The sequence below is a fragment of the Cryobacterium sp. Y50 genome (genome assembly GCF_002929805.1).
Classification (GTDB): domain Bacteria; phylum Actinomycetota; class Actinomycetes; order Actinomycetales; family Microbacteriaceae; genus Cryobacterium.
Genome location: NZ_PJJM01000104.1, coordinates 145,731 through 164,941 on the forward strand (window position 1 = coordinate 145,731; position 19,211 = coordinate 164,941).

16 protein-coding genes are annotated in these 19,211 nt (G+C 65.4%); 10 read left to right on the forward strand and 6 right to left on the reverse strand.

What is annotated here, in order from left to right; all coding sequences use genetic code 11:
• Positions 1-4 precede the first annotated feature (4 nt).
• Both cydD and cydC read left to right on the forward strand, forming a co-directional pair.
• Entirely contained in the window at positions 5-1,675 is a 1,671-nt protein-coding gene (gene cydD, locus CXY73_RS19575; protein ID WP_104178663.1) for a thiol reductant ABC exporter subunit CydD, read from the forward strand.
• On the forward strand, positions 1,668-3,368 hold the full coding sequence (cydC, locus tag CXY73_RS19580; RefSeq protein ID WP_104178664.1) for a thiol reductant ABC exporter subunit CydC: 1,701 nt from the start codon (positions 1,668-1,670) through the stop codon (positions 3,366-3,368). The genes cydD and cydC overlap by 8 nt, the downstream gene beginning before the upstream one ends.
• On the opposite strand, the gene CXY73_RS19585 is transcribed toward cydC, so the two are convergent.
• Positions 3,356-3,991, reverse strand: coding sequence for a DedA family protein (locus tag CXY73_RS19585; protein WP_104139212.1), 636 nt, complete (start codon positions 3,989-3,991; stop codon positions 3,356-3,358). The genes cydC and CXY73_RS19585 overlap by 13 nt on opposite strands.
• Before the next feature lie 201 nt (positions 3,992-4,192).
• Here CXY73_RS19585 and leuS point away from each other — a divergent pair, with 201 nt between their 5' ends.
• From leuS to holA, 4 genes are all read left to right on the forward strand, one after another.
• Positions 4,193-6,778, forward strand: a complete 2,586-nt coding sequence (gene leuS, locus CXY73_RS19590) for a leucine--tRNA ligase (protein ID WP_369831265.1) — start codon at positions 4,193-4,195, stop codon at positions 6,776-6,778.
• A 135-nt stretch (positions 6,779-6,913) separates the two neighbouring features.
• The gene (locus CXY73_RS19595) at positions 6,914-7,606 is read left to right on the forward strand and encodes a helix-hairpin-helix domain-containing protein (protein WP_104178666.1); all 693 of its coding nucleotides are present in this window, start codon (positions 6,914-6,916) and stop codon (positions 7,604-7,606) included.
• Positions 7,603-10,059, forward strand: coding sequence for a ComEC/Rec2 family competence protein (locus CXY73_RS19600; RefSeq protein WP_104178667.1), 2,457 nt, complete (start codon positions 7,603-7,605; stop codon positions 10,057-10,059). Before CXY73_RS19595 ends, CXY73_RS19600 begins: the two co-directional genes overlap by 4 nt.
• Before the next feature lie 39 nt (positions 10,060-10,098).
• On the forward strand, positions 10,099-11,154 hold the full coding sequence (gene holA / locus CXY73_RS19605; RefSeq protein ID WP_104178668.1) for a DNA polymerase III subunit delta: 1,056 nt from the start codon (positions 10,099-10,101) through the stop codon (positions 11,152-11,154).
• A 272-nt stretch (positions 11,155-11,426) separates the two neighbouring features.
• On the opposite strand, the gene rpsT is transcribed toward holA, so the two are convergent.
• Positions 11,427-11,690 (reverse strand): 30S ribosomal protein S20, encoded by a 264-nt coding sequence (gene rpsT / locus CXY73_RS19610; RefSeq protein ID WP_092339797.1) that lies wholly within the window; start codon positions 11,688-11,690, stop codon positions 11,427-11,429.
• Between the two features lie 297 nt (positions 11,691-11,987).
• Positions 11,988-12,725, reverse strand: coding sequence for an alpha/beta fold hydrolase (locus CXY73_RS19615; protein WP_104178669.1), 738 nt, complete (start codon positions 12,723-12,725; stop codon positions 11,988-11,990).
• Between the two features lie 63 nt (positions 12,726-12,788).
• Here CXY73_RS19615 and CXY73_RS19620 point away from each other — a divergent pair, with 63 nt between their 5' ends.
• From CXY73_RS19620 to hemW, 4 genes are all read left to right on the forward strand, one after another.
• Positions 12,789-14,012: an amidohydrolase gene (locus CXY73_RS19620; RefSeq protein WP_104178670.1), complete on the forward strand. Its 1,224-nt coding sequence runs from the start codon at positions 12,789-12,791 to the stop codon at positions 14,010-14,012.
• 127 nt (positions 14,013-14,139) lie between these two features.
• Positions 14,140-15,990 (forward strand): translation elongation factor 4, encoded by a 1,851-nt coding sequence (gene lepA, locus CXY73_RS19625; RefSeq protein ID WP_104178671.1) that lies wholly within the window; start codon positions 14,140-14,142, stop codon positions 15,988-15,990.
• Between the two features lie 5 nt (positions 15,991-15,995).
• Positions 15,996-16,649, forward strand: coding sequence for a DUF1990 family protein (locus CXY73_RS19630; protein ID WP_104178672.1), 654 nt, complete (start codon positions 15,996-15,998; stop codon positions 16,647-16,649).
• A gap of 24 nt (positions 16,650-16,673) precedes the next feature.
• Positions 16,674-17,897: a radical SAM family heme chaperone HemW gene (gene hemW, locus CXY73_RS19635; RefSeq protein WP_104178673.1), complete on the forward strand. Its 1,224-nt coding sequence runs from the start codon at positions 16,674-16,676 to the stop codon at positions 17,895-17,897.
• 45 nt (positions 17,898-17,942) lie between these two features.
• On the opposite strand, the gene CXY73_RS19640 is transcribed toward hemW, so the two are convergent.
• From CXY73_RS19640 to CXY73_RS19645, 3 genes are all read right to left on the reverse strand, one after another.
• Positions 17,943-18,350 (reverse strand): DUF4870 domain-containing protein, encoded by a 408-nt coding sequence (locus CXY73_RS19640; RefSeq protein ID WP_233198483.1) that lies wholly within the window; start codon positions 18,348-18,350, stop codon positions 17,943-17,945.
• Between the two features lie 157 nt (positions 18,351-18,507).
• Entirely contained in the window at positions 18,508-18,600 is a 93-nt protein-coding gene (locus tag CXY73_RS23055; protein WP_233198484.1) for a DUF4870 domain-containing protein, read from the reverse strand.
• On the reverse strand, positions 18,601-18,981 hold the full coding sequence (locus tag CXY73_RS19645; RefSeq protein ID WP_233198485.1) for a DUF4870 domain-containing protein: 381 nt from the start codon (positions 18,979-18,981) through the stop codon (positions 18,601-18,603).
• Between the last annotated feature and the right edge of the window lie 230 nt (positions 18,982-19,211).

The window sequence follows — 19,211 nt, forward strand, 5'->3', positions numbered from 1 at the left end:
GGCAGTGCGCCCCCTGGATCCTCGTCTTCTTCGATACGCCTCGGCAGCGCGCCGGTTTCTCGCGATCGGTGCGCTGCTCGGGCTTGCTCAAACCGTCGTCGTCATCACGTTTGCCTGGTTGTTGACCCGGGCCATTATGCTCACGGTCGCGGGCGAGCGCCTAAGCACGATCGTGCCGACCTTGGCGGCCCTGGCCGGAGTTGTGGTGCTGCGCTCGGTGCTCATTTGGCTGCTGGAAGTCGCGGCTAACCGAGGCGCAGCCCAGGTCAAGAGCCAGTTGCGCGCGCGCGTTCTGGCCAAGCTCGCCGAGCGCGGCCCCGACTGGGTCGACTCTCAGCAGAGCGCACGCTTGGCGACCGTTGTCACGACCGGCCTCGACGCACTCGACAACTACTTCGCGCGGTATTTGCCGCAGCTGTTGCTGACCGCGATTGCCACACCGATTCTGATCGCGGTCATGCTCTGGCAAGACCTGCCCAGCGGCCTCACCGTCATCATCGTGATCCCGCTCATTCCGGTGTTCATGATTCTGATTGGGCGGGTCACCCAGTCCGTACAGCAGGAACAGTGGCAAGCACTGCAACGCCTCTCTACCGGGTTTCTCGACGTGGTCGGCGGCCTCGGCACCCTCAAGATCTACGGCCGGGAATGCCGTCAGTTTGATCGCATCCGTTCCATCACCGAGCAGTACCGCACGCGCACCATGAAGGTGCTGCGCGTCTCCTTTCTGAGCGGTTTCGTACTCGAACTCGCCGCGAGCCTCTCGGTCGCCCTTATCGCCGTGTCGATCGGCCTGCGGCTCATCGACGGCGCGCTACTCCTGGGCGTTGGACTGTTCGTTCTGCTGCTGGCTCCCGAGGCTTTTCTGCCGGTGCGCCAGGTCGGGGCGCAGTTTCACGCCGCGGCCGACGGCCTGGCCGCTGCCGAAGAACTGTTCGCGATTCTCGACGACGACATCGACACAACGGATGCCCCGGCGCCGGTCGATCCTGCGGCTGCGGCTGTCGCGCCGGGAGGCCTCGGTGCCGGCTCTCTCCGCCTGGTCGGCGTATCTATTCGGCGCGGTGACACCGTCGTGATCGACCGGCTGGACGCCGAATTCGCCGCCGGCGAAATCAGCGTGCTGCGCGGCGTGAGCGGAGTCGGCAAATCCACCCTCGTTGCCGCCCTGCTCGGCTTCGTGCCCCTCACCGGCGAAGTGACGCTCGGCGACGTTGCCGTGACAGCCGGGCCAAGTCGGCCGTGGCTGGCCTGGGCTGGCCAGCGACCCGGCCTGTTCCGGGGAACGGTGGCCGAGAATGTGGCGCTGGGGACGGTATCCGCTGGCCAGGGTACGCGCACCGTGAACCTGGTCGCTCAGGCCCTTGATTGGGCGGGGGCCGCGCAGCTGTCACCGACCACGGTGCTCGGGGTGAACGGCGACGGGCTTTCGGGCGGGCAGGCCCAGCGCGTCGCCGCAGCGCGCGCCGTTTACCGGGCCCTCGCGACTGAGTGCCAGGTCGTGATTCTGGACGAACCCAGTTCGGCGCTCGACGCCGACGCCGAGGCCGGTCTCCTCGCCGGGCTACGTCGTCTGGCCGACATGGGCCGCGTCGTGATCGTGGTCAGCCACCGGCCGGCCGTCCTCGCTGCAGCTGACCATGTGATCGAGCTAGAGAAGCTGATTCATGTTTGACCTGACGCTGGACCCGGCCGCGTGCGACGTGCTGCGGCTCGCCCAGCCGCGCCCGCGCTGGTTTGTTCCAGGCCTGCTGGCCGGCGTGACGAGTGCTGTTATGGCGGTGGCGCTGCTGGCCTGCTCGGCCTGGCTCATCACCCGCGCCGCCGAAATGCCGTCCCTGGCCTATCTCGGTATGGCTATCGTAGGGGTGCGTGCCTTTGCGATTTTTCGTTCGGTGTTTCGCTACCTGGAACGCCTGACCAGCCACGATGCCGCGTTCCGGCAGCTCGCCGAACTACGCCTGGGCATCTTTCGTCGCATCGTTCCAGTTGCCCCGGCCGGACTCGCCCAGACCGGGCGCGGCGACCTGCTCACCCGCCTCGTGCGCGACGTCGATGACCTACAGGACCTGCCGCTGCGGGTCGTACAGCCGTTGCTCGTCGCGGGAATCACCGCAGTGCTCAGCGTGATCGGCATTTGGTTGATCGTACCCGCCGCTGGCCTCACCCTGCTCGTCTGCCTGCTGCTGGCCGGAGTGCTCGGTACGGTTTTCTCCGGCAGCGTGGCAGCCAGGGCAGATCGGGAGCTCGCACCGCTGCGCGGCACCCTCGCCGACGAGGTGCTCGAAATCGTGGAGAACCTCGACGTACTCACCGCCTTCGACGCTCTCAGGCCGCGCCTCGCCCAGCTCGCCCGCACCGATGAGCGCCTGCGCCGGGCCGCCCTGCGCCGCTCGGTCGGAGTGGGTGTGCAATCGGCCGTCGTAGCGCTCTTTGCCGGTGCAGCAACGCTGGGCACGCTGTACTTCGGAATCCCCGCGCTCGATGGCGGCGGCGGCCCGCTCAGCCCGGACCTGCTCGGCCCGACCCTCATCGTCGCCGTGCTCGTGCCGATGGCCGTATTCGAGGTGTTCGGCATGATTCTGCTGGCAGCTTCGGCCTGGCGCCAGGTGCGGGTGAGCGCACGGCGCGTCGCCGAGGTTGTCCCAGCTTCGCGACCGGCCGAGATTCCCGTCGATGTTCCAAACCCCCAGCTGCTGCTGGCGACCCCGGTCGTGCTCGAACTGACCGGCCTGAGTGCCAGTTGGCCCGGCCAGACCGAACCAGGCGTGGCCGGTGTGACGCTGCGCCTCGCGCCCGGGGACCGGGTGCATCTGGCCGGACCGAGCGGTGCCGGCAAGACCACCCTCACGCAGGCCCTGGTGCGATTTCTCGACTACACCGGTTCGTACCGTCTGAACGGCGTCGAAGCGCGCCTGCTTGCTCAAACGGAGGTGCGGCGGGTGGTCGGACTGTGCGAGCAGCGTCCGTGGTTATTTGACGACAGCATCCGTCAGAATCTGCTGTTTGCCCGCGATACCGCCACCGACGCCGAGTTGCTGGCAGTGCTGGCCCGCGTCGGACTGGCCGAATGGGTCGGGGAGCGCGGCGGCCTCGACGCTCGTGTCGGGGAGCGCGGCGCCTTGGTCTCCGGCGGCCAGGCACAGCGTATTGCCCTGGCCAGGGCCCTGCTTGCCGATTTTCCGGTGCTCGTCGTCGACGAACCCACCGCGAATGTCGATAGCGCCCAGGCTGATGCCCTGGTACGGGATATCTTGAGCGCTGCGACCGACGCGCACCGGGCTGTCCTGCTGATTTCCCACACGCCGGTGCCGGACGAACTAGTGACGGCAAGGGTGACCCTGTCGACCCGGGCTCAGTCCATGTGACGCAGCTCGCGGCGGTGCAGCCACTTCTTGACCAAAAACATCGCCAGTATGAACAGCGCGATCACGCCGACGAACAGGTATCCGGCGAAGTGCAGGCTGCCGCTGAGCTCGCGGTAGCCGCCGGCCGCCACCGAGCCGACGGTGACATAGGTGAGTGACCAGATGACGCAGGCCGGCACGGTCCATGCTATGAAGGTGCGGTACCGCATCCGGCTCATGCCGACGGTGACTGGAATAAGCGAGTGCAGCACCGGCAGAAACCGGGAGATGAAGACAGCGACACCGCCGCGCCGGTCGAGGTAGTTTTCGGCGCGAATCCAATTGTGTTCGCCGATACGGCGGCCCAGCCGGCTCGCGCGGATGAACGGTCCAAAGTGGTGCCCGAGCGCGAAGCCGATGCTTTCCCCGCCCAGTGCTCCGACGATCACGGCCAGTACGAGCGTGACAAACTCGACCGGGCCGGACACGGCCGTGCTCGCGACGATCACAATGGTGTCGCCGGGAACGACCAGGCCGACCAGAACCGAGGTTTCCAGCAGCATGCCCAGAAAGGCCAGCAGCGTTCGAACGACCGGGTCGACGCTGGACACGGTGTCGAGGATCCACGTGAGGATGTCATTCATTTCGTTCAGCCTACGTGCTGCTCGGGAATCAACAAGGCCGGGCTCTCTGGCGGCCGGGAGGTCAGCGGCGAAGGCTTCGTACTTCTTGCGACCTTGGCGTTGCTGCGTCCTAGTAATCTAAAGGGGGTACACCGGCGCTCTGTTGCGCGTGCACCTTGCATCAATCATGACTAACCCCTGCAATGAATGAATGAGAGTCACGTGGCACACGAGCACGAAAGCGTCCGCATCGATTCGCGCGATGAGATCGACGAAGAAGTGTATGACTTCGCCGCGATCCAGGCGAAGTGGCAACCCATCTGGGAGGAGCTCGCTCCTTTCAAGACGAGCGGTGAGGGCGACACCCGCCCGCGCAAGTACGTGCTCGATATGTTCCCGTACCCCTCCGGTGACCTGCACATGGGCCACGCCGAGGTCTATGCGCTCGGCGATGTCGTCGCCCGTTATTGGCGCCACCAGGGCTTCAACGTGTTGCACCCGATCGGCTGGGACTCCTTCGGCCTGCCGGCCGAGAACGCCGCCATCAAGCGGGGCATCGACCCGCGCGGCTGGACCTACGATAACATCGCCCAGCAGAAGAAGAGCATGAAGCTCTATGCGACCAGCTTCGACTGGGACCGCGAACTGCACACGAGCGACCCCGAATATTACAAGTGGACCCAGTGGCTGTTCCTGCAGCTGTACAAGAAGGGCCTGGCCTACCGCAAGGACAGCTGGGTCAACTGGGACCCGATCGACCAGACTGTGCTCGCCAACGAGCAGGTCCTGGCCGACGGAACGAGCGACCGCAGCGGCGCCGTCGTCGTTAAGAAGAAACTCACCCAGTGGTACTTTAGGATCACTGACTACGCCGATCGTCTGCTGGATGACCTCAACCAGCTTGAGGGCACTTGGCCGGCCAAGGTGCTCAACATGCAGCGGAACTGGATCGGACGCTCCATCGGAGCGGATGTCGACTTCGCCGTCGAAGGCCGAACCGAACGCATCACCGTTTTCACCACGCGTCCGGACACGCTGTTCGGTGCCACCTTCATGGTCGTCGCCCCGGACAGCGATCTCGCCGCCGAACTTGTCGCAGAGTCCACGCCCGAGGTACAGGAAGCCTTCCAGGACTACCTCGTGCAGGTTCAGCGCAGCACCGAGATCGAGCGTCAGGCGACCGACCGGCCCAAAACCGGCGTGTTCCTCGGCCGCTACGCCATCAACCCGGTCAATGGCGAACGCCTGCCCATCTGGGCGGCCGACTATGTGCTCGCCGACTACGGCACCGGTGCGATCATGGCCGTGCCGGCCCACGACCAGCGCGACCTCGACTTCGCCCGCGCCTTCGACCTGCCCGTGCGCGTCGTCGTCGATACCAACTCGCCGGCCACCGGCATGATCCCCGTCATCACCCAGAGCATGCTCGACGGCACCGAAGAACTGCCGGCGCTCGACCCGCTCAGCACCGGCATCGCCCTGGCGGGCGAGGGCCGCCTCGTCAACTCCGGTCCGCTGAACGGCCTGAGCAAGATCACCGCCATCAAGCGCATCATTGAACAGCTCGCTGCCGACGGCCTCGGCCGCTCCGCGAAGAACTATCGCCTGCGCGACTGGCTCGTCTCCCGGCAGCGCTACTGGGGCGCTCCGATCCCGATCATCCACGGCGCCGATGGCACCGAAATTCCGGTCCCCGAAGATCAGCTGCCGGTGCTGCTGCCGCCCGCAGAGGGTCTTGACCTGAAGCCCCGGGGAACGTCGCCGCTCGGCGGTGCGACCGATTGGGTCAACGTGCCGAACCCGATCGACGGCACTCCGTCGACACGCGACGCCGACACTCTGGATACCTTCGTCGACAGCTCCTGGTACTTCCTGCGGTTCCTGAACCCGAGTGATGACACCAAGGCCTTCGACCCGAAGGATGCCGAAAAGTGGGCTCCGGTCGACCAATACGTCGGCGGCGTTGAGCACGCCATTCTGCATCTGCTGTACGCGCGTTTTATCACGAAGTTTTTGTTCGACGAGGGCCTGGTAAGCTTCACCGAGCCCTTCACAGCTCTGCTCAACCAGGGCATGGTCATTCTCGACGGCGACAAGATGAGCAAGAGCAAGGGCAATCTGGTCTACTTCACCGAAGAAATCGAACGCCATGGCGTTGATGCCGTGCGCCTCACGATGGCGTTCGCCGGTCCGCCGGAAGACGACATCGACTGGTCGGACGTTTCCCCGGTCGGCTCGGCCAAGTTCCTGGCCCGCGCCTGGCGCGTCGCCCGCGATGTCACGAGTGCGCCTGATGTGGAGTGGAAGACCGGTGACGTCACCCTGCGCCGCATCACCCACCGCTTCCTGTCCGACGCGCCCGGCTTGGTGGAGTCGTTCAAGTTCAACGTCGTCGTCGCACGCCTGATGGAGCTCGTCAATGCGAGCCGCAAGGTCATCGATACCGGTGCCGGGCCAGCGGATGCCGCGGTGCGTGAAGCCGCCGAGGCCACCGCCATGGCGCTAAACCTGTTTGCCCCCTACGCGGCGGAGGACATGTGGGAGCACCTCGGCTACGAGCCGTGCATCGCGCTCGTGCCATGGCGCAAGGCCGAGCAGACCCTGCTCGTTCAGGAATCGGTCACGGCGGTCGTCCAGGTCGACGGCAAGATGCGCACCCTGCTGGAGGTATCGCCGAAGATCTCTAGTGAGGACCTGGAGAAGATGGCGCGGGAAGCCGCCGCTGTCATCCGTTCGATCGGTGATCGCGAGATCATCAAGGTGATCGTGCGGGTGCCCAAGCTCGTCTCCTTCGTCACCTGCCCGTAGCGCCGGACAAAATCGGCCCTGGCTGACCCTCGTAGGATCGGTCGGGGCCTTCTCCACAGGCCCGTTTAGTCTCATCTGTGCACAGATGGGTCATCCGACCACAAACGGATGCTTCGCGCGGCCTAGCCTGCGAGCATGCAGCATGACCGGTTCCCCCTCGATCTGGAGCGCCTCGCTCCGGCCGCGCGGGGACGTCCCCGACTGCGAGTCGGCGTGGGAGCCGCCGTCGTGCTCTTGCTGCTCGCCCTCGTGTTCGCCGTCATCGTGTCGGCGGTGGGCCAGCAGGCGGGGCAGCGCACGGTCGGCTCGGAAACGGTATCGATCCCCACGGGCGGCAGCCTAGAGCCGTTTGATTCCGGTGCGAGCACAACTCCGGATGGCTCTGCCACGAGCGCGATCATCTTCGTGCACGTTTTGGGAGCGGTCGCCTGGCCCGGTCTGTTCGAGTTGCAGGACGGTGCCCGGGTCATGGATGCGATCGCCGCCGCCGGCGGGCTGAGCCCCGAGGCCGACCCTGCCGGGGTCAATCTCGCCCGCATCGTGAGCGACGGGGAGCAGTTCTACGTGCCGCGGCAGGGTGAGGTTCCACCGGGCGTTCCAGCGGCGACCGTCTCGGGGGGAGCTGGCGCACCCGCCGCCAAGGTCAACCTCAACTCGGCGACGCTCGCCGACCTCGATTCCCTGCCCCGCATCGGCCCAACCATGGCGCAGCGCATCATTGACTTTCGCACGGCTAACGGGCGATTCGCCAGCGTAGACGGCCTGCGCGATGTCGCGGGAATCGGCGACAAAACGTTCGAGGCGCTCAAAGACCTCATTACAGTATGAGCCTCGACCTACGGCTGGCGCTTCCGGCCCTGGCCGCGTGGCTCACGTCGGGGTTGCTGATCGGAGCGCCAGAGGGTGCCTGGTCCATTGCCCTTGTGCTGTGGGCAGCGGCCGGGGTGACGGCGGGCATCCTCGTGATGAAACGGATGCCGGCGCGCAGACGTGAAATGAACCAGCGTTCAGAGCCCAGCCGCTGGCAGCTGCTGGGCGGCAGCGTCGTTCTCTGCTGTGCCGCCGCGGCACTTGTGGCCACTGCCGTCGGGGTGTGGGCGCCGGTGCGCCTCCCGCCGGAGATGCGTGCCGCCGCGGAGTCGCACGCGACGCTCACGGCCACGGTCACCGTCTGGTCGGTTCCGGTTGCTGCCAGGGCCTTCATCGGTAGTGGCACTTCGGGACGAGTACGCTACCGGGCCACGCTCACGCAGGTCGACCTGCGCGGCGATACGACGCGATTGGAAAGCCCGGTGGTGGTGTTCGCCGAGGCAGCCAGGGGAGGCCACGAACCCGAGATCGGCACCAGCCTGCGCCTGCGCGGCACCCTGCGCCCGACGAACCCGGGCGACGCAGCGGTCGCCTTGCTCTTCGCCACCGAACCCGCTCAGGTGGCCGAGTCGCCGCCCTGGTGGCTGCAGTGGTCGAACGAGCTCCGCGCTCGGTTCGCGGCGGCGGCGACGAGCCTCCCCGGCGACGGGGGAGACTTGCTCCCCGGCCTGGCGATCGGCGACACGAGCGCAGTCAGTCCAGCCCTCGATCAAGCCATGAAAACCAGCTCACTGAGCCATTTGACCGCGGTTTCCGGCGCCAATTGTGCCATCGTCATCGCTTCGATCATGCTCCTCGGTGGCTATCTGCGCCTGCGCCGCAGCTGGCGCATTCTGCTATCACTCGTGACACTGCTCGGCTTCACAGTCCTGGTTACTCCGGAGCCGAGCGTGCTGCGCTCGGCGGTCATGGCCACCCTCACCCTCGCGTCGATCGGCGTGGGCCGGCCCGGGCGAGGCGTGCCCACCCTGCTCGTCGTCGTGATCGGGCTGCTTGCGAGCGATCCCTGGCTGGCCCGAAACTACGGCTTTGCGCTGTCCGTGCTCGCGACCGCGGGGCTCCTCATCCTGGTCGGACCGCTCAGCCGAGTACTCAGCCAGTGGATGCCGCTGGCCCTGGCTGCCGTCATCGCCATCCCTTTGGCCGCCCAACTGGCCTGTCAGCCCATACTCATTCTGTTGAGCCCCAGCCTGCCGCTCTACGGGGTGCCGGCCAACATTCTCGCTGGTCCTGCCGCACCGGTCGCCACGGTGGTCGGGCTGATCGCCTGCCTGACTCTGCCGGTTCTCCCGGGCGTAGCGTCGGGCCTGCTCGCCGGGGCCTGGCTGCCGTCGGCCTGGATCGCTGCCGTGTCCCAGACCATGTCGACGCTGCCGGGCACCCGTCTGCCGTGGCCCGGCGGAGTGCCCGGCGTCTTGCTGCTCTCGGTCGTCACCCTGCTCACTCTCGTGGTCGTATTGCGTGGGCCCGCTGCTCGCCCCGCACGCTGGCCGGCGGCGGTTCTCGCCGTGCTGCTGGTCGGGTTCGGGAGCTACGCCGGGTCACTGATTGGCACCCAAATCGGCCGCGCCACCACTTTTCCGGCGAACTGGCAGATTGCGGCTTGCGATATCGGGCAGGGTGATGCCGTTGTCGTGCGCGACGGTGATGAGTACGGCCTGGTTGACGTCGGGCCCGATCCGAAGCTGCTCTCGAGCTGCCTCGCGACTCTCGGCATCAGCCGCATCAACCTGCTCGTGCTCACCCATTACGACCTCGACCATATCGGCGGAGTAGATGCAGTCATTGGCATGGTCGATACCGCCCTGGTCGGGCAGCCGGAGAACGCGCAGGACGAACGCCTGCACGAGCGTCTCGCGGCTGGCGGAGCCGTCGTGCGCCAGACGTCTCGGGGTGATGCCGGTACGCTTGGAGGACTGCGCTGGAACATTCTCTGGCCCGTCCGTGGAGCCACCACGATGCAGGTGGGCAACCCGGGAAGCATCACCATTTTGTTCGAAGGGCGGGGCCTTCGTTCGATTTTTCTCGGAGATCTTGGCGAAGAATCGCAGAATGCCCTGCGGCGGATCTCGCTACCCGGCTCGGTCGACGTCGTGAAGGTCGCCCACCACGGCTCGGCCGATCAGAGCTTCGAGCTGTACGCCGAACTGCGGGCCAGGGTGGGGCTGATCTCGGTCGGCACGACAAACACCTACGGGCATCCCACCGACGCGTTGCTTAACACTCTCGCCTCGGCGGGAACCCTGTCCGTGCGCACCGACCGGGAGGGAATGTCAGTGGTTGCGCCGGGGGATAACGGCACGATCGTGCTCTGGACGGAGAAGATCGCCGACCGCGGTCCGCCCGCGCCGTCGACTGCTGCACCGACTGCTGCACCGACTGCTACCGGGAGGGTCAGCGGTGCGCGTTAGGCTTGATCGACCACCCGCATGACACGCAAGGAGAGCGCTATGGCCGCACGATCCGCCACGACCGGCTCCCGCGCGGGCAAGGCAGCCCCCACCCGCGCGGCCAAGGGCGCCGTCATCCCCCAGCTCGGCTGGCATCAGGTGCGTCCGGCGCCGATCGTGCTCGTCTCGGGGACCGAAACGTTTCTCGCGGAACGTGCCATCCGTCAGCTGCGCGACTTTCTCAAACTTGAAGATCCCAGCCTCGAAATCAGCGACGTGCAGGCTGATAGCTATGCCCCCGGTGAGCTGCTCACCCTGGCGAGCCCGTCCCTGTTCGGCGAGCCGCGGCTGATTCGGGTCAGCAATGTCGAGAAGTGCAGCGACACCTTTCTGGCCGAGGCGCTCGATTACCTGGAGAACCCGGCCGATGACACCTATGTCGTGCTGCGACACGGCGGGGGAGTGCGCGGGAAGAAGTTGCTCGACACCATTCGCAGCGGTCTCGGTGGCGCCATCGAGGTGGTCTGCACCGAGCTCAAGAAGGACACCGAGAAGTACGAATTCGCATCCAACGAGTTTAAAGCGGCCGGCAAACGGGTCACCGCGAGTGCGCTGCGCCAGCTCGTTGCCGCGTTCTCCGACGATTTGGCCGAACTCTCCGCTGCCTGCCAGCAGCTCATCGCGGACGCGACGAGCGAGGTCACCGAAACCACGGTCGACCGTTACTACGGTGGCCGCGTCGAAACCAACGCCTTCAAAGTCGCAGACTGGGCTATCGCGGGCCGCACTGGTGAGGCCCTCGTGGCGCTGCGGCACGCCCTCACATCCGGGGCTGACCCGGTGCCGATCGTCGCGGCTTTCGCCATGAAGATTCGCACCATGGCGAAGGTCTTTGGAGCCCGCGGCGGTTCCGCCCAGCTCGGCGCCCAGTTCGGCCTGGCCCCCTGGCAGGTGGAACGAGCGCAGAAGGACCTGCGAGGCTGGAGCGATGAGGGCCTCGCCCGCTGCATCGTCGTGCTCGCAGAAACGGATGCGGCGGTGAAGGGTGCCGGTCGCGACCCGGTCTACGCCTTGGAACGTCTCATCGGCGTGATCGCCCGCCGAGGCGAGGGCTAGCGCCACTGGCAACGAGCGGGTCTCCGGGGTACTGAGTTTGCTGTGGCAGCATGAGGGGTCGACCGCAACGTATGCCCAGTCATGGATCACTGCGTCACAGATATCGCGCCCGATTCGTGGCCCAGGCAAGGCGTCACGGCTGACCGAACGGGTTGCGAGCCGACGGACGCAAAAAACCCCAGCCGAGACGGCGGGGGTTTCTGTGCGACGAGGGACGGCATCCGCTCTAACGAGCCGATGCAGACACCAGGCGCGAATGGAGCCAGTGTCAATTAGACGAGTGCGGAAACGGCTTTCGCGATGGCCGACTTCTTGTTCGCAGCCTGGTTCTGGTGGATTACACCCTTGCTGACGGCCTTGTCGAGCTTCTTGGAAGCAAAGGCGAGACCGACGACGGCCTTGTCCTTGTCGCCAGCGGCAATCGCAGTACGAGTCGCGCGGATCGCGGACTTGAACTCGCTCTTGACAGCCTTGTTGCGCTCCTGGGCCTTCTTGTTGGTGCCAATTCGCTTGATCTGCGACTTGATATTTGCCACGTTTTTTACGCTTTCGTTAGGTTCTAGTACGGACAGCCGCTCAGCGGTAGAGGGCGCTTCTGCGGCGAAAATCGTGCGGGGTGGGACCCAACACGCAAGCCAAGTAGTAATGTTACCAGCAATTGCTGCCTCCCCAAAACCCGCCCGGTCTCCGGGAGTCCCTTCCCGTCCGCGCGAGTGGAGACCGCTCTACCCGCCGTGCACATGACTGCGCCCGATCTGGCTAGCCGCTACGCCGGTTACCGTAGTGCGCAGCGGTATCGAACGCGGCCACGTGGGTAGAGCCGCAGCCCGCCGTCATCGAGCCGGGGGCGCGGCCGACACCCGCCCGGTGACCTGCAACAGGATCGCGGTGAAGCGCTCGGGCTGGACGAGGCTCGACAGGTGCGTCGCTCCCGGCACCACGACGACCGTCCCGTTGCGGCAGGCGGCAAGAAAGCGCCGCTCGTTCAGCCGAAAGTGATCGAGTGCACCGTTGACCAACCAGATCGGGCCGGGATACGCCGCGAGGCTGGCCAGGGGAGTCAGCGTTGAGGTCGCCTGCAGGCTCGAATCCATCACGTCGAGTGCGGCGCCGCCCGCGAGCACGTCGCGGGCGGCGGCCGCGGGCAAAAGGAGGCGCGCCAGGCCCTCGTGCAACCACAAGCCTCGATCGGGCAGCCGGTGAATTATTCGGGCCAGCAGTCGATACCCCTCAAGCAGCATGCCTTTCGGCACGGCGCTACAGCCGGCAGCGACCAGCCCGGCCACCCGAGCGGGGTGCTTCGCAGCGTAGGCCACGGCATAGTAACCGCCGAGCGAGAGCCCGACCAGCAGTACCCGGCCGCCGAGCGCCGTCACCCCATCGTCGATGGCGGCGAGCGCGGCCGGCACAGTGAACGTCTCATTCATCCGCTGCCCATGGCCGGGCAAATCGATTGCGAGCACGGGATACCCGGCAGAACGCAAGGTTTCCTCCTGATACCGCCACATCGTGGCTGAGGCGCGAATGCCGTGCACGAGCAGAACCGGCACGCGGGCTTCGGGAGTCTCCATGCCGTGAGCCTAGCCAGCCCCGCTTGGAGTGCCCCGATCAAAGTGCATGCCTAGGCTAGAGCCATGAGACCTGCACCCACGACCACCCTGACCGCCATCATCAATGCTCGCGTCGTGCCGGTACTCGGTGACACCATCCCGAACGGCACGGTGCTGATCGAGAACGGTCGTATTAGCGCTATCGGCGCCGACCTCCCAGTACCGAGCGGCGCGCAAATGGTCGACGCCAGTGGCAAGTGGGTACTGCCCGGCTTCATCGAGGCACACGGGCACGTGGGCATCCACGAAGAGGCGAACGGATGGGCCGGCAACGACACCAACGAAATGACCGGCCCGAATATGGCCGCTGTTCGTGCCATCGACGCCATCAACATCGATGACGAGGGCTTTCGCGACGCGCTCTCCGGCGGAGTCACCACGATCGTGGTCAAGCCCGGCTCCGGCAATCCGATCGGCGGCCAGTCGGTCGCGATCAAGAGCTGGGGCGGCCGCACCATCGACGAGCAGGTGATCAGCGACGCAGTGAGCATCAAGAGCGCTCTTGGGGAGAACCCGAAGCGGATCTACGGCGAGAAGAAGCAGACCCCGAGCACCCGCCTCGGCGTCAGTCTGGTCATTCGCCAGGCCTTCGTCGAGGCCCAAAACTACGTGCGCGCACGCGATGCCGCCGCCGAGAAGGGCGAAACCTTCACCCGCGATCTCGGCAAGGAGGCCCTGGCCCGGGTCTTCTCCGGGGAACTCGTCTGGGACCAGCACGTGCACCGCCACGACGACATTGCCACGGCCATCCGTTTAGCGGAGGAATTCGGCTATCGCCTCGTGATCAACCACGGCACCGAGGGGCACAAGGTCGCCGACGTGCTCGCCGAGAAGAACATCCCGGTCATCTTCGGTCCGATGCTCACAGCACGCACCAAGGTCGAACTGCGCGACCGAGCCATCGGCAACCTCGCCGTTCTCGCCGCCGCCGGCGTTCGGGTGGCCATCACGACTGACCATCCGGTCGTTCCGGTGAACTTTCTCGTGCACCAGGCCGCCCTGGCCGTGAAGGAGGGGCTGCCGGTGCAGACAGCGCTCGAAGCGCTCACCGTCAACCCGGCCGTGATTCTCGGGCTCGACAACCGAGTCGGATCCCTCACCGTTGGGCTCGACGCCGACGTCGTGATCTGGTCCGGTGACCCGCTCGACCTCGCCTCCCGCGCCGAACTCGTGCTCATCGACGGCGTCGAGGTCTACCGGCACAGTGACGGCTTCGGCCAGGTCGTCGAACGAGCACATCGCGCCTGAGCTTCGGTCATCTCTGCAGAACTCACAAATTTCTGCGCGGGGTGGCGCGTATGAGTCATCAGTGCCAGCTCGTGCGCGACTCGCGTAGACGGTACAACCCAGCCGAGCATGGAAGAATGGACGGACTATGTCACCGAGAGCCCTTCACGCGCTGGAACCGGCCGCCACGGCCCCCGAGTTCATCCGCAACTTCTGCATCATTGCCCACATCGACCACGGCAAGTCGACGCTCGCCGACCGGATGCTGCAGATCACCGGCGTCGTCGACGAGCGTTCTATGCGTGCCCAATACCTGGACCGTATGGACATCGAGCGGGAACGCGGCATCACCATCAAGAGCCAGGCCGTGCGGATGCCCTGGGAGCTGGACGGTGTCACCTACGCGTTGAACATGATCGACACCCCCGGACACGTCGACTTCACCTACGAGGTCTCCCGCAGCCTCGCTGCTTGCGAGGGCGCCATTCTGCTGGTCGATGCGGCCCAGGGCATCGAAGCTCAAACCCTCGCCAACCTCTACCTCGCGCTCGAGAACGACCTTACGATCATTCCGGTGCTCAACAAGATCGACCTGCCGGCCGCCGACCCCGAGAAGTACGCCCGCGAACTCGCGAGCCTCATCGGCGGTCGCCCCGAAGACGTGCTGCGCGTCTCCGGCAAGACCGGTGCCGGGGTCCAGGAACTGCTTGACCTTGCTACGACCATGATTCCGGCGCCGAAGGGCAACCCGGATGCCGCCGCCCGGGCCATGATCTTCGACTCGGTCTACGACAGCTATCGCGGCGTCGTCACCTACGTGCGCATGATCGACGGGCACCTCAAGGCGCACGAAAAAATTCAGATGATGTCGACCAAGGCAACCCACGAGATCCTCGAGATCGGCGTCATCTCGCCCGAACCCGTCGAGAGCAAGGGCCTCAAGGTCGGCGAGGTCGGCTATCTGATCACCGGCGTGAAGGACGTGCGCCAGTCCAAGGTCGGCGACACCATCACAACAGCCCTGCGCCCGGCGACCGACGCTCTGCCCGGCTACGACGAACCGCAGCCCATGGTGTTCTCCGGCCTATACCCGATCGACGGCAGTGACTACCCGGCGCTGCGCGAAGCTCTCGACAAGCTCAAACTCTCCGACGCCAGTCTCGGCTATGAGCCCGAGACATCCGTCGCCCTCGGTTTCGGTTTTCGCTGTGGCTTTCTCGGCCTGCTGCACCTCGAGATCATCACCGAACGTCTCGAACGCGAATTCAACATCGACCTCATCACGACCGCGCCAAGCGTGCCGTACGAGGTCACCACCGACGACAAACGCACCATCACGGTCACCAATCCGAGTGAATACCCCACCGGCAAGATCGCCAAGGTGCTCGAACCCATGGTCAAGGCGGCTATCCTGGCGCCAAAAGACTACGTCGGCGTCATCATGGAGCTGTGCCAGAGTCGCCGCGGCACCCTGCTCGGCATGGAATATCTCGGCGAAGACCGGGTCGAGATTCGCTACTCGATGCCGCTCGGTGAGATCGTGTTCGACTTCTTTGACATGCTCAAAGGCCGCACCGCCGGCTACGCCTCGCTCGACTATGAAGCCTCCGGCGAGCAAGAGGCCGACCTGGTCAAGGTCGACATTCTGCTGCAGGGCGAGCAGGTTGACGCGTTTTCCGCCATCGTGCACCGCGACAAGGCCTATGCCTACGGCGCGCTCATGACCGGCCGGCTGCGCAAACTGATTCCGCGCCAGCAGTTCGAGGTGCCCATCCAGGCTGCGATCGGCGCTCACATCATCGCCCGCGAAAGCATCTCGGCGATGCGCAAGGACGTACTCGCCAAGTGTTACGGCGGTGACATCTCGCGAAAGCGCAAGCTGCTCGAGAAGCAGAAAGAGGGTAAGAAGCGCATGAAGATGGTCGGCCGGGTCGAAGTTCCCCAGGAAGCCTTCATCGCCGCATTGAGCGGCGACATCGAGACCAAAGACAAGAAGTAGAGCGGATGCGCAGGGCCACCTTCACCGACGCCGCCGTCAGCTACGCTGCCATCGGCGGTACGCTGGCGCCCGACCTGATGAGCTATCCGCCGAAGGGCTACCGGCCGATGGAGCAGAGCGTCAGGCTCGGCAGCTCATCGGAGCGATTCGAAGCGACCACGAAGCTGCTGATGACCTGGGGGATTCAGCGCGGCAGCGGCATGGAGGTCACCGATCTCGAAAACGGTACTGGCGTGCAGTACACCCCGGTCACCTTTCAGCCGGACGGCACGCCGGCGGCCGGCCAGCAGCATCCGGTCAACGAAGCGACCTTCGCCGAGGACGGCACCCCTTACATCGCCAACGGCATGACGGCGACCCTGAAAATGAAGGTCTGGCTGTTCCAGGTGACCGCGCCCGTGCGCGTCGTGTACGTGATCGACGAGGCGGCCCGCATCGGATTTGCGTACGGCACCATGGCCGGCCACCCGGAGAGCGGCGAGGAATCCTTCATCGTCGAGCATCGGGGCGATGACTCGGTCTGGCTGACCATCCGCTCGTTCTCCCGGGCCAGCACCTGGTATTACCGCCTAGCCTGGCCGGTTCTGCGCTTTCAACAGGCTAGATTCACCAGGCTTTACCTGCGCGTCCTGCACCCCGTTGGCGCCATCACTAACTGAATTCAACGTACTGGAGCACCACCCATGGCCGGACCACACCCCGTCGGAGACCCCGCACCCGACGATGGCCTCCTTCCCTCGTCAGCAGCCGTCCAAGCGGCCGAACGCGACTTCGGCGTCTACCTGCACGTGCCCTTCTGCCGGGTTCGCTGCGGCTACTGCGACTTCAACACCTACACCGCGACGGAACTGCGCGGCGTCAAGCAGAGCGACTATGCCAGCCAGGCCGTGCTCGAGGTTGAGGCCGCCGGCCGCATCCTCACAGCATCGGGACTGCCGGACCGTAAGGTGGCGACGGTATTCTTTGGCGGAGGCACACCGACGCTGTTGCCGGTGACCGACCTTGTGAAGATGCTCAGCGCGGTACGTGAGCAATGGGGCCTCGAGCGCGGCGCCGAGGTCACCACGGAGGCGAACCCCGACTCTGTCGACGCCGCCTACCTCGGTGCTCTCGCCGACAGCGGATTCACCCGGGTGTCCTTCGGTATGCAGTCCGCCGTGCCGCACGTACTCGCGACGCTCGAACGTACTCACGACCCAGAGCGGGTGCCGCTCGTCGTGGAGTGGGCCCGCGGCGCCGGCCTCGACGTGAGCCTCGACCTGATTTACGGCACGCCGGGGGAGTCTCTCGCGGATTGGCGCACCAGCCTCGAACAGGCGCTCAGTTTGCACCCCGACCACCTGAGCGCGTACTCGCTCATCGTCGAAGACGGTACCAAGCTCGCTCGGCAGATTCGCCGCGGCGAGATCGCTCCGACCGACGACGACCAGCAGGCCGACTTCTACGAGCTCGCTGACGAACTGCTCGCTGCTGCCGGCTACGACTGGTACGAGGTCAGCAACTGGGCCACCAGCGACGCGCACCGTTCCCGCCACAACCTTGCCTACTGGACCGGCCAGGACTGGTGGGGCGTGGGCCCTGGCGCGCATAGCCACGTCGGCGGTGTGCGTTGGTGGAACGTCAAACATCCGGCGGCCTATTCAGAGCGGATGCTTGCCGGCCTGTCCCCGGCAGCCGGTCGCGAGACGCTCGACGCGCCCACCCGCGAACTCGAGCGCATCCTCTTGCAGAGCCGCATCCGCACCGGCATCCCGGTCGCGTCGTTATCTGCGGCCGGACGCCGCGAGGTCGCCGGCCTGATCGCCGATGAGCTTGTCAACGCCAAGGCAGCCCTCGCCGGGACCATTGAACTGACCCTGCGCGGACGGCTGTTGGCCGACGCTGTGGTGCGTCGGCTGAGCGACTAGGACTGAGCTGAAGAGGCTGAGCTGAAGAGGCTGAGCTGAAGAAGTTCAGCTAAAGAACCTGATGGTCAGCGGGTAGGAATACCCCTGGCCGCGGTTGGCCGCAAGTGCGGCGAGGATCGAGAAGATGATGCCGAGCACCCAGGCCACAGGCACAATCAGGTAACCGATGAGGATCGCCGTTAACGCGGTCCCGACCACGTAGACGATCGTCAGGGTGATCTGAAAGTTCAGAGCCGTCGCGCTGTGCGCCCGAATAAACGGCCCTCGATCGCGCAGCACGAGATAGCCGATGAGTGCGGGAACAAAGACAAAAAGGATGCCACCGACGTGAATCAGGGTCGCCCACATCTTCTCGTCGGTAGGGCTCATGGGCGAGGGCGGAACACTCTGCGCATAGGGGTTGTGCGGCGGGGTTGATTCATATGGGTTTGAGCGCGAATCGTTCTCAGACATGTGGTCTCCCGTTCCAGCGTGGTCGATTTGGTCGCGATGAACTGGCATTGGGTTGACCACAGCATCCAGTGCAGAAGCACTGTCTGGGTTCGGACAACGTACAAGCCAGCCTTCTTTAGACTAACCGTCCGAGATGCGTATTGTCCCGGTCTGCTCGCTACTTGATCAGGCGAATCGCGAACGGATATTGGTAGTTCTGGCCGTCCTTGGCCTTCAGAAACAACATGATCGAAAAGATGGCTCCAGCCATTCAGAGCAGCCAGGTCAGTCCGATGAGCAGGCCGCCGATTCCGAAGGTGACGATCGCAAGGATGAACGAGACGATATTAATCGCGACGTATCCAATCACGAGGGTGATCTGAAAGTTGAGCGTCTCCTTCGCCTCGGTATTGGTGAAACGGCCGCGGTCCTTGAAGACCAGCCAAATGATCAGCGACGGCAGAAAGCTCAGGATGCCGCCGAGGTGCGCCAACGAGGCCCATTGCCGGTCGTCGACTTCCGAGAGTGGGGCCGCGGCTGCCGGGGTGCCGAACGGACTGCCCGTGCCGGGCTGCTGGCCATACGGCGGCTGCCCAACATTGGGGTCACGGTAGTTGGAATCGCCGGGAGGTTGTGCCTGTGGATCGCTCATGATTGTCCCTTTCGTTGAACGCCGGGGGCGCTGGTATCAGGAATTAAACGCTCGGTTCGCGATACTGGCAATGGGTGCGCTCAGCCGGAACACGGCCGGTCGCGATAGTATTAGCAGTCAGTGAATGCGAGTGCCAACGACGTGCGGGCAAACCTGCGTTCCGGCGCGCTCACCGGTGCGACGACCCGGAGCATCCGCTCAATTGACGCTGGACCGGAAAAAGAGGAAGG